Below are 13,955 nucleotides of genomic sequence, written 5' to 3'. Positions count from 1 at the left end.
GCCGGAGCGGCCGCTGGGATGCGTGCCTCGCCGTGGTCGACATCGACGCGGCGCTTGACCCCGCCTGCCATGACACGGACCGGGCGGTGGTAGCGCGGCCCCGCGTCACCCCCGATCTTGTGGGGGAGGACGGCACAGGCTTGCCGGCGCGCGATCGGCTGCTGGTGGTCAACCATACCGGGGCCACCGCGCCGCAAGCGATTCAGGGGGGCCCGCACGGCCATGCCGGCGCGGTGGCACTGTTCGATCTGCGGGCGATACTGTCGGGGGAGGCGACGGCGCCCGCTCTGCTGCTGGCGACCGGCACGTTCGGCCCGGTGGACTGCGTCGTCGCGCCGGATGGTCGCCCTGTGCTGGCGGCGGCCGGCGAGGGCGCGGGGCTGGAGGATGGCGGCTACCGGATCAGCGTGATCGACTTGGAAGCGTCGGCGCTGCGGCACAATTTCGAGATGCCCCATGCGGGCGACCCCTGCCCGCACCCCTCGCCGGATGAGGGCTTTGGCGGCTTTCCCAACCCCGCCGGCCTCGCTCTTGCGCGCGGGGCGCCGGACCTTGTGCTGACCGCCGACGGCGGCAGCGGCACGGTCAGCGTGTTTGCGCTGGCCGATGTGCTCGCGGGCGGGCGGCATCCGCCGCTGGCGCGCGTGGCGGTGCCGAGCGGACCTTTCGGCATCGCCGCCAGCCCCGATGGCGCGCAGGCGGTGGTGGCCAACCGGGAATGCCCGCGCACCGGCGCGGAAGGCAACAGCGTCAGCTTCCTCGACCTTGCCGCCCTGCGTCGCGGCGAGGCGGCGGCCCTCGTCCATGTCGTGATCTGCAGCGAGGACGGGCAGCCGAGCCGGCCGATGGGCGTCGCCTTCGCCCCCTCCGGCGCCGCTGCGGCGGTGCTTTTCATCGCCATCCCGGTGATCGCCGGGCTACATCTCTATCTCGGCACCCGCAATGTCGACTTCGCCGACATCTTCCGCTGCGCGGCCGCGAGATCATTGCTCACATCGTGGAGAAGGCCATGGCGCGCGAAGCGGTGGGACAGGGTGATGTCCGTTGCCACGGTCCTCCGCCGGCCCCGGCGTTATCTGGCCGGTGTAGCGACGATGGAGCGCGTCACCACATCGACCACGATCGCCTTGCGCCGGGCCAGCCAGTCGGGCGCGGCGAAATCGTGCTGGAACATGCTGCCGAGCGTGTAGCGGTTCGACACATGGATGAAGCACAGGCCGAGGATCGAGATATAGAGGTCCTCGGCGTCCATCTCCCGGTGGAAGATCTTCTCCTTCTGGCCGCGCGCCAGCAGGGTGCGCAGCTGCTCCAGCAGCGGGCGCGTCATATGCGGGATGGTGGCCGAGCGCTGGGCGGTGCGGCCCATCATCAGGTTCTCGTTCATGATCAGCCGCACGAAATGCGGATCGGTGCTGAGGAAATCGAAGGTCAGTTCGACCAGGGCCTTCAGCGCCTGGCGGGGATCGGCATGGGCGATGTCGAGCGTCTGCTCGCGGTCGCGGATGATCTTGTAGGAGGCCTCCAGCGCCGCGAGGTACAGATCGTCCTTGTTGCCGAAATAATGGTAGATCATGCCGACATTGGCGCTGGCGCCGGCGGCGATGCGCTCGATGCGGCTGCCGCTGAAGCCATGCTCGGCGAATTCCGCCAACGCCACGTCGAGAATGCGCTGGCGGGTCGCGGCGGCGTTGCGCTTGCCGGGCGTGCGGGCGGGGGGCAGCGCGGCATTCTCGGGCGCGGCATTCTCGGACGGGGCAGAACTCATCGTTTCTCCGGCGGGCTTGGCAGGTCGGCGAAAGCCTGCGCTGCAACCTCCAGCAATGCCATGTCCCGGCCGCCTCGCGCCAGGATCGACAGCCCCACCGGCGCGCCATCCACCGCTCCCACCGGCACGGTGATCTGCGGCAGGCCGCCGAGCCCCGCCGGGCACAGCAGCTGCATGGCGCGCGCCCGATAGGCATTCTCGATCTCGGCCGAGGCGGTGGCGCGCAAGGGGGGCAGGCCCGGCGTCGTCGGCAGACAGATGAGCGCGTCTGCGATGGTCGCGTCCAGTTCCCCGGCGATGGTGTCGGCCTGCTGCCGGGCGGCCTGCGCCTCCGTTCCGCCGACCTTGGCGGCGGCGGCGAGGCGCTGGCCGACGCCGGCGCCAAAGCCGGGACGCTCGCGCTCGATCCAGCCGCCGAGCGACTGCCAGATTTCAAAGGCCTGCACGCTGCGGAAAATGTCCAGCCAGCGGTCGAGTCCGAGCGGGCTGAGCGGCGCCGCGCCGCGAGCCGGCAGGAGGCGCGCGAGCCGCGCCACGCCGTCATCGAGAACGGCGCGGACATTGGCATCGCAACGCGCGAACGCATCGGTGGCGACGACGAGGCGGGAGAAGCCGGGGCGCGGTGCGGGCTCCGGCGCGCTCCCGAGCAGCACCACGCCAATCTTCTTCAGCAGGGCGGCGTCGCGGGCGAACCAGCCAACCGTGTCGAAGCGCGGCGCGAACGGCGCGACACCGGCGAGGGACACGCGGCCATGGGTCGGGCGCATGCCGAACAGCCCGCAATAGGCCGCCGGCACCCGCACCGAGCCACCGCAATCCGTGCCAATTGCGAAATCCACCAGCCCGGCCGCCACCGCCACCGCCGAGCCGCTGGAGGAGCCGCCCGGCAGCCGGTCGCGCGCGGCGGGGTTGATCGGCATGCCGTAGTGAAAATTCTCGCCCGAGATCGAGTAGCACAGCTCGTCGCTCAGCGTGCGGCCGCGCAGATCGGCGCCGGCGGCGAGCAGGCGCGTCACCGCCTCCGCCGTCACCATGGCGGGGGGGTGGGTGGCGAGCCAGGCGGGATGGCCGAAGCCGGTGCGGCTGCCGGCGACGTCGAACACGTCCTTCAGGCCGAAGCTGAGCCCCGACAGGGATCCTTCGCCGGTGGCCGGGTGGGCGACATGGTTCTCCTGGCAGAACGCACCGAAGGGCTCGGCGGGCGGGTGGGCGTCGGGGGGCATGCGTGTCACTCAGCGGGCCGGCGGGCGATGCAGCATTGCTGCGGGCCGCGTCAGGGTGCGTCGGCCTCGCTTATAGGCGAACAGGACGGGGGCGAGCTCGGCCACTGCTTCTTCGGTCCGCGCGCAGTCGAGCACGACGAAATCGGCCGCCTTGCCGGGAGCGAGGCCATAGTCGGGAGCGTTTATCAGCCGGGCCGAGCGCTCTGTTATCATGTTGAAGCACTCGCGAATGTCGGCGGCGGCGCCGATATGGCAGATATTGGCGTTGAGGTTGGCCATGCGGACGAGGGAGCAGTCGCCGAACGGTGTGAACGGGTTGAGCACATTGTTGGTCGACAGCGAGCAGTTCACCCCGTGATGCAGCAACTTATGGGTGTGGGTGACGCCGCGCGACTGGTGGCAGTCACAGTCGCGACCCATGAGGAACAGGTCGGTGGAGGGCAGCACGGTGAGCGCCACGCCGGCGTCGCGCATCCGCCGGGCCGCCGCCTCGAAACGAGCCGGGCTCGCCCCCGCCAGTTTGGTGACATGGCCGATGGCGGTGCGCCCGCCCCAGCGGTAACGATCCGCCAGCGTGCAGACATAGTCGAGGTCGAGATTGTCGGCGCTCGGGCCGAAGTCGAGATGCATGTCGATATCGGCGTCGAATTCGCGCGCCAGCTCGAAGACCCGGTCGATCTGGCCGTGCGGGTCGCTGTCGGTATAGGGCGCGGCGCCGACCACGCGGGCGCCGTTGTTCAGCGCCGCGACCATGAGCTCGTCAGTGCCCGGATTGTTCAGCAGGCCTTCCTGCGGGAAGACGCAGATCTCGATGTCGATCGCCCAGCGATATTCCTCGATCAGCGCCCGCACGCCCTCCAGCCCGCGCAGGCCGATGCCGGGGTCCACCTCCAGCTGGGTCCGCATATGGGTGGTGCCCTGCAGCAGGCATTTTTCCAGCGTGCGCTTGGCCCGGGCATAGACATCCTCCGGGGTGAAGCCGGCCTTGGCCTTCGCCACCTCGCCAATCGCCTCGGACAGGTCGCCGCGCACCGACTGGCAGCGGTCGAGGATGCAGGATTTGTCGAGATGGATATGGGTCTCAATGAAGCCGGGCGAGACCAGCCGCCCGCCGACATCCAGTTCCTCGCCCTCGGCGGCGAGACCGGCCTCGATCACCGCGATGCGCCCGGCTTTGATACCGATATCGACGGTACGGTCGGGGGCGCCGGGAAGGCGGGCATTCCTTACGATCAGGTCCATTGCGGGCCTCCTCCGGCCGGCGTTGCGGGCGGCGTGCGGTTCAGTCGGCGCGCCGGGAACGGGGCCGGTCGGCGCGCTCATCAGCGCCGCGCATCGGGCCCGGGGCGAACAAGGCGCGAGAGCGACGCAATTAAGCGTTTACTTAGTTTGCGGCAGGGCGCGGGCGCGGTAAAGCCGATTGATTGGCCATCCTTGGCCCATTCAACATGCTGCTGCCGAAGGGGTTTTCGCAAAAGTCGGGGCGCCGTGCGCGCCACGCGGGCAGGGGGTGCCTAGAATCCGCTCGGGAAGCCGCTCCCGCGCCGGAGCGGCGGGTGACTCAGGCGCTCTCGCCCTTGAGCGTGCGCATCACCGCCTCGCCGGTGAGCCGGTTATGCTCTTCCAGCCGCTCGGCGAGATCGAGACGGGCGCGGGCGCGGAAGGCGACCATGATGCCCTCATGCTCGCCGAAGGATTCAAGCACGCGCTGCGGGTTCTCGTTGACGACAAAGCGCAGCCGCAGCACCCGTTTCTGCAGATTGTCATAGCTCTGCAGCAGCACGGGATTGTGCGTCGCCACCGCCAGCGCGCGATGGAAATCCTGGTTCAGAGCCGTATAGGCCGCCGGGTCGGCAGGCCGGCCGAGCGCGGCATGGGCCCGCTCGATCCGTTCGGCGTCCTCCGGCGTGGCCCGCACCGCCGCGAGGCGCCCGATCATCTGCTCAAGCGCGCCCTTCATCTCGAACAGATGGCCCACCTCGACCGGATCGATCGGCGCGACAATGGAGCCGCGATTGGGCCGAAGCTCGATGAAGCCCTCGGCGGCGAGCACCTTCAGCGCCTCGCGCAGCGGGGTGCGGGAAATGCCGAAGCGCAGGCACAGCTGGGCCTCGGGAATGCGCGTGCCATCGGCCAGCTCGCCATTCAGCAGCACGGCGCGCAGCTTGCTGACGATCTGCTCGTGCAGCGTGCCGGTTTCGGCCTCGCTCAGCGCCGGCGCGGCCATCGCCCTCACTCCCCGGCCAGCGCCAGGCCGGACCCGGACGGGCCGGCGAAGAGCGAGCCGAAGGGGGTGAGCGGGGCGGTGGGGACGCCCATCGCCCGCAGGCAGCCCCACAGCGTGGTGCTGACGGAATCGAACACCGGAATGCCCAGCGCGCGCTCGACCTGCGCCCCCACCAGCGCACCGCGCATATTGGTGCAGACAATGGCGATGGCATCCGGTGCCGCGCCGGCGACGTCCGTGCACATCTGCCCGATGCGGTCCTCGTCGATTTCGGCGAAGGAGAAATTGTCGGACAGGCCCTCATGCGCGCCGGCCACCACTTCGACGCCGATCGACGCGTAATTGGCGACGATGCGCGCGCCGACATCGCCGGTATAGGGCGTGACCAGGCCGAGCCGCTTCACGCCGCGCTCCGCGATCAGCCGGTTGAGGCTGAGGATGGCGCTGGTGGCCTGCACGCCGGTGCGGGCCTGGATTTCCGCGCAGAGACGCGCGTCGGTGTCGAAGCCGAGCCAGCTCGCCGAGGTGCCGTTCCAGGCGATGATATCGGTGCGCGCATCCGCCAGCAGCTCGGCGGCGGCGAGAATGGGCTCCTGGCGGAACTGGTCGGAGGCGCTGTCGTCGAGGGCAATGCGCGTCACCCGGAACCGGCCGAAATGCGCCGAGACGCCGGGAAACAGCGGTTCCAGCATGCGCGCCGTGTAGGGCTCCAGCACGGTGTTGGACGAGGGCGTGAGCATGCCGATGAGATGCCGGGTGTAGGGGACGACATTTTGCATTCAAAAATGACCCGACAAAAGCGACGTTGATCACCGGGCGTGGCCTTCACCTGCGTGCATGCCGCGCCCCTCATTCTTCGTCTTGCCCTGAGCGCCGACATCCGTCAATCCGGACGAGCGCTCTGAAATCAACGAGAATGCATAGTTATCGTGCAGGGCCTGGCGCGCCGCGCGGCAGCGCCCTGACCGCGCTTCCGGCGCCGTGCCTACTATTTGGTATTTAAGTGACCACTTAGTTGCTGCAGACTTGGCTCACGATAATGAATGCAAAAAATCCTTCCAGGAGCCGTGTCATGCGCTTGCCCCTTCTGCTGACCACCGCGCTTTCCGCTGCCTTCCTCGCCGCCGCGCCGGTGCTGTTCCCGGCTCCGGCGCAGGCGCAGGAGGGCAAGACCTTCCGCTATGCCTACCGGGTCGATCCGGCCTCGCTCGACCCGCACGCGTTGGCCGAGACCTTCACCCTCTCCTGGCTCGGTCAGGTCTATGAGCCGCTGGTCGGGCGCGGCAAGAAGCTGGAACTGGTGCCGGCGCTGGCGACCACATGGGAACAGCCGGAGCCGAATGTGTGGCGCTTCCATTTGCGCGAGGGCGTCAAATTCGCCGATGGCACGCCGCTCACCGCCGACGATGTCGTCTTCTCGCTGCAGCGGGTGAAGAAGGACGGCTCGGACATGGCCTATACGGTCGCCTCGGTGACCGACATCAAGAAGGTCGACGATCTCACCGTCGATCTGGTCATGGCCAAGCCGAACCCGATCCTGCCGGTGCAGATCACCTCCACCTACATCATGAGCAAGGCATGGGCGGAGAAGAACGGTGCCACCGCGCCGGCGAGCGTGAAGGCGAAGGTCGAGAACTTCGCGTCCACCAATGCCAACGGCACCGGCCCGTTCATGATCGCCTCGCGCCAGGCCGGGGTGAAGACCGAGCTGGTGCCGAACCCGAACTGGTGGGGCGAGAAAAGCTCCAATGTCGACAAGGTCGTGTTCACGCCGATCCAGTCCGACGCCACCCGCGTCGCCGCCCTGCTCTCGGGCGAGGTCGACATGGTCTATCCGGTGCCGCAGCAGGACGTGGCGCGCATCGAGGGCAACGATGGCACCAAGGTGATCAAGGGCTCCGAGCTCCGCACCATGATGCTCGCCATGGACCAGCACCGCGACGAGCTGCAGAACTCCGACGCCAAAGGCAAGAACCCCCTCAAGGACAAGCGTGTCCGTCAGGCGATCTACCAGGCGATCGACATGAACGCGATCCGCGACCGCATCATGGGCGGCACCTCGCACATCGCCGGCACCATGATCGCGCCGGGAATCAATGGCTACGACCCCAAGCTCGACGACCGCGCCGCGCCCTATGACCCGGAAGCGTCGAAGAAGCTGCTGGCCGAGGCGGGCTATCCCAACGGCTTCACCTTCACCATGGATTGTTCCAACGACCGCTATGTGAATGACGAGCGCATCTGCCAGGCCATTGTCGGCATGCTCGGACGTGTCGGGCTGAAGGTGACGCTGAACGCCCAGACCCGCTCCAAATTCTTCGAGAAGGTGCTCTCCCGCGATACGTCCTTCGCGATGATCGGCTGGCAGCCGCTGAGCTACGACGCCCATTCGACGCTGCAGGACACGATGAACACGCCGGTGGAGAAGGTCGGCACCTACAATGTCGGCAACTACTCCAACCCCAAGGTCGACGAACTGACCCAGAAGATCGAGGTCGAGGTCGATCCGGCCAAGCGCAACGCCATGATCTTCGAGGCGATGATGCTGGACAAGGCGGACTATGGCCACATCCCGGTGCATCAGGCCGGCCTCGCCTGGGGCGTGCGCAAGGGCGTGAACGTGGTGCAGCGCTCGGATGACAGCCTCGAGCTGAAATGGGTGAGCGTCGACTGACGCTCTGAAAGGGAGGCCGCGACATGAGCTTCGTTCTCGGACGGCTCGGGCAGACCGTGCTCGTGCTGCTCGTCGCGGCCTTCGTCAGCTTCGCGCTGTTCCGCTATGTCGGCGATCCCGTCAACAACATGGTCGGCCAGAGCGCCAGCCTCGCCGACCGCGAGGCGATGCGCGCGGCGCTGGGGCTGGACGATGCCTTCATCCTCCAGTTCGCCCGCTTCGTCGGCAACGCGCTGACCGGCGATTTCGGCATGTCCTACCGTTTCGGCCAGCCCGTGGCGACGCTGATCGCCGAGCGCTTCCCGGCGACGCTGGAGCTGGCGCTGATCTCCATGCTGATCGCCACCGGCCTCGGCGTGCCGCTGGGGGTGTGGACGGCGCTCCACCGCGACCACTGGGCAGCGCAGGCGCTGATGGCGGCCTCGCTGATCGGCGTGGCGCTGCCGACCTTTCTCATCGGCATCGCGCTGATCCTGTTCTTCTCGGTCTGGCTCGGCTGGCTGCCCTCCTTCGGGCGCGGCCAGGTGGTCGCGATCGGCGGCTGGAGCACCGGGCTGCTCACGACAAGCGGCCTGCGGGCGCTGGTGCTGCCCGCCGTCACGCTCGGCGTGTTCCAGCTGGCGCTGATCCTGCGGCTGGCGCGGGCGGAGATGCTGGAGGTGATGCGCGCCGACTTCATCCGCTTCGCGAGGGCGCGGGGGCTGAAGCCGCGCGCCATCCAGTACCGGCATGCGCTGCGCAACACGCTGGTGCCTGTGGTGACCATGATCGGGCTGCAGTTCGGCAATGTGTTCGCCTTCTCCATCATCGTCGAGACGGTGTTCCAGTGGCCGGGGCTGGGGCTGCTGGTGATCCAGGCGATCCAGTTCGCCGATGTGCCGCTGCTCGCCGCCTATCTCGTGCTCATCGCCCTGTGCTTCGCCGTGATCAATCTGGCGGTGGACCTTGCCTATGTCGCCATCGACCCGCGCGTGCGGTCCGGTGCCGGCGTGAGGAGGACGGCATGAGCCTCGCCGCGCTTCGCCATAGTCTGGGTAATTGGTGGCGGGGCGATCTCGCCTATCGCTTCCGCCGCTCGCCGGTGGCGATCCTCGCCGCGCTGGTCGGCCTCGCTTTGCTGGTCGCGGCGATGGGCGCGCCTGTCCTGGCGCCGTATGACGCCTTCGATCCCGCCGCCGCCAATGCCGCCGATGCCCGCCTGCCGCCCTGCGTCGAGGGGATGTTCGGTGATGTCTATCTGCTCGGCACCGACCCGCAGGGCCGCGACATGCTCTCGGCCATGCTCTACGGGCTGCGCACCTCGCTGGTGGTGGGCCTCGCCAGTGTCGCCGCCGCCGCCCTTGCCGGCGTGCTGCTGGGGCTGATCGCCGGCTATTTCGGTGGCGTGCTCGACGCCTTCATCATGCGCGCGGCCGATGTGCAGCTGAGCTTTCCCGCCATCCTGATCGCCCTGCTGATCGACGGGGTGGCGCGCACCGCCATGCCGGCGGCGCTGCATGCCGAACTGGCGGTGCCTATCCTCATTGCCGCCATCGCCGCCTCGTTCTGGGTCCAGTATGCCCGCACGGTGCGCGGCCTCGTGCTGGTGGAGCGCGGACGCGACTATGTGCTGGCGGCGAAAGTGACCGGGGTGAGTACGCCGCGCATCCTCATCTCCCATATCCTGCCCAATGTGCTCGGCCCGGTGCTGGTGATCGCCACCATCAATCTCGCTCTGGCGATCCTGACCGAATCGACGCTGTCCTTCCTCGGCGTCGGCCTGCCCTCGACCCAGCCCTCGCTCGGCTCGCTGGTGCGGATCGGCAATGAGTTCGTGTTCTCCGGCGACTGGTGGATCAGCGCGCTGCCCGGGCTGCTGCTGGTACTGCTCTCCCTGTCGGTGAACATCTTTGGCGACTGGCTGCGCGACGCGCTCAACCCGAAGCTCGCCTCATGAGCGCGCTTCTCTCGGTTCAGGGCCTCCGGGTCGAGATCGCCCGACGCGGCCGAGCGATGACCGCGATCGATGATGTGTCGTTCGAGATCGCCGCTGGCGAGATCCTTGGTGTCGTCGGTGAATCCGGCGCCGGCAAGTCGGTCACCGGCACCGCCGTGCTCGGCCTGCTGGAGCGGCCGGCCCGGCAGGCCGGCGGGCGTATCCTGTTCGACGGGCGGCGGATCGACACGCTGGACGAGGACGCGATGCGCGCCTTGCGCGGCAAGGAGATCGCCGCCGTGTTCCAGGACCCGCTGACCAGCCTCGACCCGCTGATGACCATCGGCGACCAGCTGACCGAAACCATCCGCACCCATCTCGACCTGAACCCGGCCGAGGCGGTGGAGCGCGCTGCGCGGCTGCTGGCGGAGGTCGGCATTCCCGCCCCGCGCGAGCGGTTGGCGAGCTACCCGCACGAAATGTCCGGTGGCATGCGCCAGCGCGTGGTGCTGGCGCTCGCCTTCAGCTGCGAGCCGCGCCTCATCATCGCCGATGAGCCGACCACGGCGCTTGATGTGTCGATCCAGGCGCAGATCCTCGACCTGCTGCGCGCCATGTGCCGCGAGCGCGGCACCGCCGTGATGCTGGTGACGCACGATATGGGCGTGATCGCCGAGGTCGCCGACCGGGTGGCGGTGATGTATGCCGGCCGGCTGGTCGAGGTCGGGCCGACCGCCAGCCTGCTCGCCGCCGCCGCTCATCCCTATACGCGCGGGCTGATGGCCTCGATCCCCGACCTGCACCGGCGGGATGTGGAGCTGGCGCAGATTCCCGGCTCAATGCCACGCCCGGACGCGCCGGTGCCGGGCTGTGCCTTCCATCCGCGCTGCCCGCGCGCGCTGGTACGCTGCGCCAGCGAGCGCCCCCCGACCTTCACTGTCGGCGCCTCCGAGGTCGCCTGCTGGCTGGCCGACCCCGTGGCGAGGAGCGCGGCATGAGCGGTGGCAAGGACACCCTTCTCTCGGTCGACCGCCTCACCGTGCGCTTCGATGCCTCGCCCTCGCTCATCAAGCGGCTTCTCACCGGCGCCCGTCGGCGCACCGTGCACGCGGTGGAGGAGGTGGAGTTCGAGGTGACGCGCGGCTCCACCTTCGCGCTGGTGGGGGAATCCGGCTGCGGCAAGTCCACCATCGCCCGCACCATTGCCGGCATCCAGCCGCCGAGCGGCGGCAGCGTCTCCTTCATGGGCGTCGATATCGCCGGGTTCCGCACCCGCCACGCCGCCATGCCCTACCGCCGCAACCTGCAGATGATTTTCCAGGACCCCTATGCGAGCCTCAACCCGCGCTGGCGGGTCGGCCGCATCATTGCCGAGCCGATCCTTACCCATGGGCTGATGAAGCGTGGCGTGGCGCTCGACGAGCGGGTGGCGGAACTGCTTGATACCGTCGGCCTCGCGCCCGGGGATGCCGCCAAATTTCCGCACCAGTTCTCCGGCGGCCAGCGCCAGCGCATCTCCATCGCCCGCGCGCTGGCGGCGAACCCGGCCTTCATCGTCTGCGACGAGCCGACCTCGGCGCTCGATGTGTCGGTGCAGGCGCAGATCCTCAATCTGATGAAGCGCCTGCAGCGCGAGCGTGGGCTGACCTATCTGCTGATCTCGCACAATCTCGCCGTCGTCGCCCACATGGCCGACGCGATGGGGGTGATGTATCTCGGCCGGCTGGTGGAGCAGGGCGATGCCGGCCAGATTCTCGCCCGGCCACTGCACCCCTATACGCGGCTCCTGCTCGACACCGTGCCCGATCCGCGCGCGCCCAAACGGGCCCGTGCCCGGCTTGCCGGCGAGGTGCCGAGCCCGCTCGCCCCGCCGACGGGCTGCGCCTTTCACCCGCGCTGCCCGCTGGCCAATGCGCGCTGCGCCCGCGAGCGGCCGCTGCCGCTCCGCGTCGAGGCAGCCCTCGTCGCCTGTCATGCCGTGGAGGAGGGGCGGCTGCCGTCCCGCCCGCCCGCCAATGAGAACTGCCTCGCCACATCGGGAGACGCCGCATGAAGACCACGATTCTCAACTGCCGCGCCCTGCTCGGCGAGGCCGCTGCGCCGTCGCCGGGCCCGGTCGATATCGAGATCGACGGCCGCGTGATCACCGAGATCCGCCCCGCCGGCGCGCGCGAGCCGGCCGCTGGCGAAGTGATCGACGGGCGCGAGCTCTTGATCGCCGCCGGTCTCATCAATGGCCACCATCACAGCCATGAAGGCTTCTACAAGGGCCGCAAGGACAATCTGCCGCTTGAACTCTGGATGAACTATGTCCGGCCGCTCAAGCCGATCGAGCTGACCCCGCGCGACGTCTATCTGCGCACCATGATCGGCGCCATCGAGGCGGTGAGGAGCGGCACCACCACATTATGCGACGACACCAACCAGAGCCCGCGCATCCGCCCCGACCATGTCGAGCAGGTGTTCCAGGCCTATGAGGACATCGGCATCCGCGCCAATGTCGGCATCACCCTGTTCGACAAGCCGTTCTTCCGCGCGGTGCCCTTCGTCGACGAGGAGTTCCCCAAGGACCTGCTCGCCGAATTCGACGGCACCCGCATGTATAGCGGCGCCGAACTGCTCGACTTCGTGCGCGGCCTCGCCCGCGACCATCACCCCTCCACCCACCGCGTCGCCTATATGGCCGCGCCCTCGGCGCCGCAGCGCTGCACGCAGGAGTTCCTGCTCGATGTGCGCCGCATGGCGGATGATTTCGACCTGCCGCTGATGATCCATGTGCAGGAGACGCGGATGCAGGTGGTGACGGGCCATCTGTTCTACGGCTCGACCATGATCGAGTATCTCCACCGCATCGGCTTCATGAAGCCGAAGACAGCCTTCATCCACGGCATCTGGCTGAACCCGCGCGAGATCGAGCTGCTGGCGAAGACGGGCGTGTCGATCCAGCACAACCCGCCCTCCAATCTGAAGGTCGGCTCCGGCCTCGCGCCGTTGCGCGAACTGCTGAAGGCGGGGGTGAATGTGAGTCTGGGCACCGATGGCTGCGGCTCGATCGAGGGCACCGACATGCAGAACGCGCTCTATCTGGCCGCGCTGCTGCAGAAGCTGCGCGGCGACCACACCGACTGGGTCGGCGCCGAGGAGGCCTTCCATGCCGCCACCATGGGCGGGGCGCGCGCGCTCGGCCGCGACAAGGAGCTGGGCGCGGTGGAGGCGGGGCGGGTCGCCGATCTCGTCGGCTACCGGCTCGACCGCATCCCCTTCACGCCGCTCAACAATGCGGTCAACCAGCTGGTCTATGCCGCGAGCCGGGCGGAAGTCGATCTCGTCATGGTCGATGGCGCGGTGATCGAGCGCGACGGCCGGCTGACCCGCATCGATGAGGCGGCGATCATCGACGAGATCCGCGAGGCGCATGCCCGCATCGCGCCGCAGCTCGCCGCCTCGGAGGCGGATGTGGAGCGCATCTCCCCGCATTATGAGCGCATCTATCGCCGCTGCCAGTGCATGGACATTGCTGCCGACACCTATCCCGCCCGCCTCAGCCACTGAGTGACATCATGACCCGTCCCGCCGATTTCCACGCCCGCGCCATCGAGGTGCTGCACGATGCCAATGAGGCGGCCTGGCGCGAGAGCGACCCCGAGGAAGGGGTCCGTCACTTCACCAACGCCACGCGCGGGCTGCTCGGCGACCCCGACGTGGTGAACCAGCCCGGCGCGCTGAAGCCGGGCGAGACGCAGTTCGTCGTCTCCGCCTGCTTCTTCATCGCGCCGAGCCGTGACCACATGATTGTCTTCGCCGATAATTTCGGGCTGGGCCGGGCGCGCATCTCAGTCACCGACAGCCGGCCCGGCCACACGGTGCAGACGAAGCAGGCGGCGGTGGTGAAGAACACCGATGTCGATCCGATCTTCCGCCAGATCATCAAGACCGGGCGGGTCGGCTGCTCGATCTATGTGCCTGTTATGTGGAAGGGCGAGGTGATCGGCATGTTCAACACCGCCTCGCAGGCCCGCTACATTTATGACGAGACCGACATGCGGGTGCAGAAGCTGTTCGCCGCCTGCGCCGCCGCCGTGTGGATGGGGCTCGGCGGTTCCCAGCGCGTCGCCGAGGTCGCCGAGAGCCTCGGACCGTGGAACGCCTGA

At 68.6% G+C, this 13,955-nt stretch carries 13 protein-coding genes; 8 read left to right on the top strand and 5 right to left on the bottom strand.

The annotated features are described in order from the left end of the window. Positions 1–32 precede the first annotated feature (32 nt). Positions 33–1,190 (top strand): YncE family protein, encoded by a 1,158-nt coding sequence (locus tag J2S76_RS17780; protein WP_307062558.1) that lies wholly within the window; start codon positions 33–35, stop codon positions 1,188–1,190. On the opposite strand, the gene J2S76_RS17775 is transcribed toward J2S76_RS17780, so the two are convergent. The 5 genes from J2S76_RS17775 to J2S76_RS17755 form a co-directional block, all read right to left on the bottom strand. Beyond that, complete coding sequence (locus tag J2S76_RS17775) at positions 1,073–1,765, bottom strand: TetR family transcriptional regulator (RefSeq protein ID WP_307062556.1); 693 nt, start codon at positions 1,763–1,765, stop codon at positions 1,073–1,075. The genes J2S76_RS17780 and J2S76_RS17775 overlap by 118 nt on opposite strands. Next, a complete protein-coding gene (locus J2S76_RS17770) occupies positions 1,762–2,988 on the bottom strand; it encodes an amidase (RefSeq protein ID WP_307062554.1) in 1,227 nt (408 codons plus the stop codon). The genes J2S76_RS17775 and J2S76_RS17770 overlap by 4 nt, the downstream gene beginning before the upstream one ends. Before the next feature lie 9 nt (positions 2,989–2,997). Continuing rightward, positions 2,998–4,230 carry an amidohydrolase family protein gene (locus tag J2S76_RS17765; RefSeq protein ID WP_307062552.1) on the bottom strand — a complete coding sequence of 411 codons (1,233 nt, stop codon included), beginning with the start codon at positions 4,228–4,230 and terminating at the stop codon, positions 2,998–3,000. Positions 4,231–4,549: 319 nt separating this feature from the next. Then, positions 4,550–5,215 carry a GntR family transcriptional regulator gene (locus tag J2S76_RS17760; RefSeq protein ID WP_307062550.1) on the bottom strand — a complete coding sequence of 222 codons (666 nt, stop codon included), beginning with the start codon at positions 5,213–5,215 and terminating at the stop codon, positions 4,550–4,552. Positions 5,216–5,220: 5 nt separating this feature from the next. After that, the gene (locus J2S76_RS17755) at positions 5,221–5,994 is read right to left on the bottom strand and encodes a maleate cis-trans isomerase family protein (RefSeq protein WP_307062548.1); all 774 of its coding nucleotides are present in this window, start codon (positions 5,992–5,994) and stop codon (positions 5,221–5,223) included. Between the two features lie 293 nt (positions 5,995–6,287). Between J2S76_RS17755 and J2S76_RS17750 the strand changes: the two genes are divergently transcribed. From J2S76_RS17750 to J2S76_RS17720, 7 genes are read left to right on the top strand one after another with little or no spacing between them, the layout of a single operon-like run. Next, positions 6,288–7,889, top strand: a complete 1,602-nt coding sequence (locus J2S76_RS17750; RefSeq protein ID WP_307062546.1) for an ABC transporter substrate-binding protein — start codon at positions 6,288–6,290, stop codon at positions 7,887–7,889. Between the two features lie 23 nt (positions 7,890–7,912). Further along, positions 7,913–8,896 carry an ABC transporter permease gene (locus J2S76_RS17745; protein ID WP_307062544.1) on the top strand — a complete coding sequence of 328 codons (984 nt, stop codon included), beginning with the start codon at positions 7,913–7,915 and terminating at the stop codon, positions 8,894–8,896. Continuing rightward, on the top strand, positions 8,893–9,825 hold the full coding sequence (locus tag J2S76_RS17740) for an ABC transporter permease (RefSeq protein ID WP_307062542.1): 933 nt from the start codon (positions 8,893–8,895) through the stop codon (positions 9,823–9,825). Before J2S76_RS17745 ends, J2S76_RS17740 begins: the two co-directional genes overlap by 4 nt. Then, positions 9,822–10,802, top strand: a complete 981-nt coding sequence (locus J2S76_RS17735) for an ABC transporter ATP-binding protein (RefSeq protein WP_307062540.1) — start codon at positions 9,822–9,824, stop codon at positions 10,800–10,802. Before J2S76_RS17740 ends, J2S76_RS17735 begins: the two co-directional genes overlap by 4 nt. After that, a complete protein-coding gene (locus J2S76_RS17730) occupies positions 10,799–11,857 on the top strand; it encodes an ABC transporter ATP-binding protein (RefSeq protein WP_307062538.1) in 1,059 nt (352 codons plus the stop codon). Before J2S76_RS17735 ends, J2S76_RS17730 begins: the two co-directional genes overlap by 4 nt. Further along, positions 11,854–13,356: an amidohydrolase family protein gene (locus tag J2S76_RS17725; RefSeq protein WP_307062535.1), complete on the top strand. Its 1,503-nt coding sequence runs from the start codon at positions 11,854–11,856 to the stop codon at positions 13,354–13,356. The genes J2S76_RS17730 and J2S76_RS17725 overlap by 4 nt, the downstream gene beginning before the upstream one ends. A gap of 8 nt (positions 13,357–13,364) precedes the next feature. Beyond that, complete coding sequence (locus tag J2S76_RS17720) at positions 13,365–13,955, top strand: GAF domain-containing protein (protein ID WP_307062534.1); 591 nt, start codon at positions 13,365–13,367, stop codon at positions 13,953–13,955.

It is taken from the genome of Ancylobacter vacuolatus, assembly GCF_030813595.1.
In the GTDB taxonomy this organism is placed as follows: domain Bacteria; phylum Pseudomonadota; class Alphaproteobacteria; order Rhizobiales; family Xanthobacteraceae; genus Ancylobacter; species Ancylobacter vacuolatus.
The sequence above is the reverse complement of the archived record's forward strand: the minus strand, read 5'-3'. Positions and strand labels throughout refer to the sequence as shown.

What these genes read in the sequence shown, in the direction of transcription:
- J2S76_RS17770 (WP_307062554.1), bottom strand. Translation starts at nt 2,988, where the DNA reads ATGCCCCCCGACGCCCACCCGCCCGCCGAGCCCTTCGGTGCGTTCTGC.
- J2S76_RS17725 (WP_307062535.1), top strand. Translation starts at nt 11,854, where the DNA reads ATGAAGACCACGATTCTCAACTGCCGCGCCCTGCTCGGCGAGGCCGCT.
- J2S76_RS17760 (WP_307062550.1), bottom strand. Translation starts at nt 5,215, where the DNA reads ATGGCCGCGCCGGCGCTGAGCGAGGCCGAAACCGGCACGCTGCACGAG.
- J2S76_RS17730 (WP_307062538.1), top strand. Translation starts at nt 10,799, where the DNA reads ATGAGCGGTGGCAAGGACACCCTTCTCTCGGTCGACCGCCTCACCGTG.
- J2S76_RS17720 (WP_307062534.1), top strand. Translation starts at nt 13,365, where the DNA reads ATGACCCGTCCCGCCGATTTCCACGCCCGCGCCATCGAGGTGCTGCAC.
- J2S76_RS17755 (WP_307062548.1), bottom strand. Translation starts at nt 5,994, where the DNA reads ATGCAAAATGTCGTCCCCTACACCCGGCATCTCATCGGCATGCTCACG.
- J2S76_RS17735 (WP_307062540.1), top strand. Translation starts at nt 9,822, where the DNA reads ATGAGCGCGCTTCTCTCGGTTCAGGGCCTCCGGGTCGAGATCGCCCGA.
- J2S76_RS17745 (WP_307062544.1), top strand. Translation starts at nt 7,913, where the DNA reads ATGAGCTTCGTTCTCGGACGGCTCGGGCAGACCGTGCTCGTGCTGCTC.
- J2S76_RS17740 (WP_307062542.1), top strand. Translation starts at nt 8,893, where the DNA reads ATGAGCCTCGCCGCGCTTCGCCATAGTCTGGGTAATTGGTGGCGGGGC.
- J2S76_RS17750 (WP_307062546.1), top strand. Translation starts at nt 6,288, where the DNA reads ATGCGCTTGCCCCTTCTGCTGACCACCGCGCTTTCCGCTGCCTTCCTC.
- J2S76_RS17765 (WP_307062552.1), bottom strand. Translation starts at nt 4,230, where the DNA reads ATGGACCTGATCGTAAGGAATGCCCGCCTTCCCGGCGCCCCCGACCGT.
- J2S76_RS17775 (WP_307062556.1), bottom strand. Translation starts at nt 1,765, where the DNA reads ATGAGTTCTGCCCCGTCCGAGAATGCCGCGCCCGAGAATGCCGCGCTG.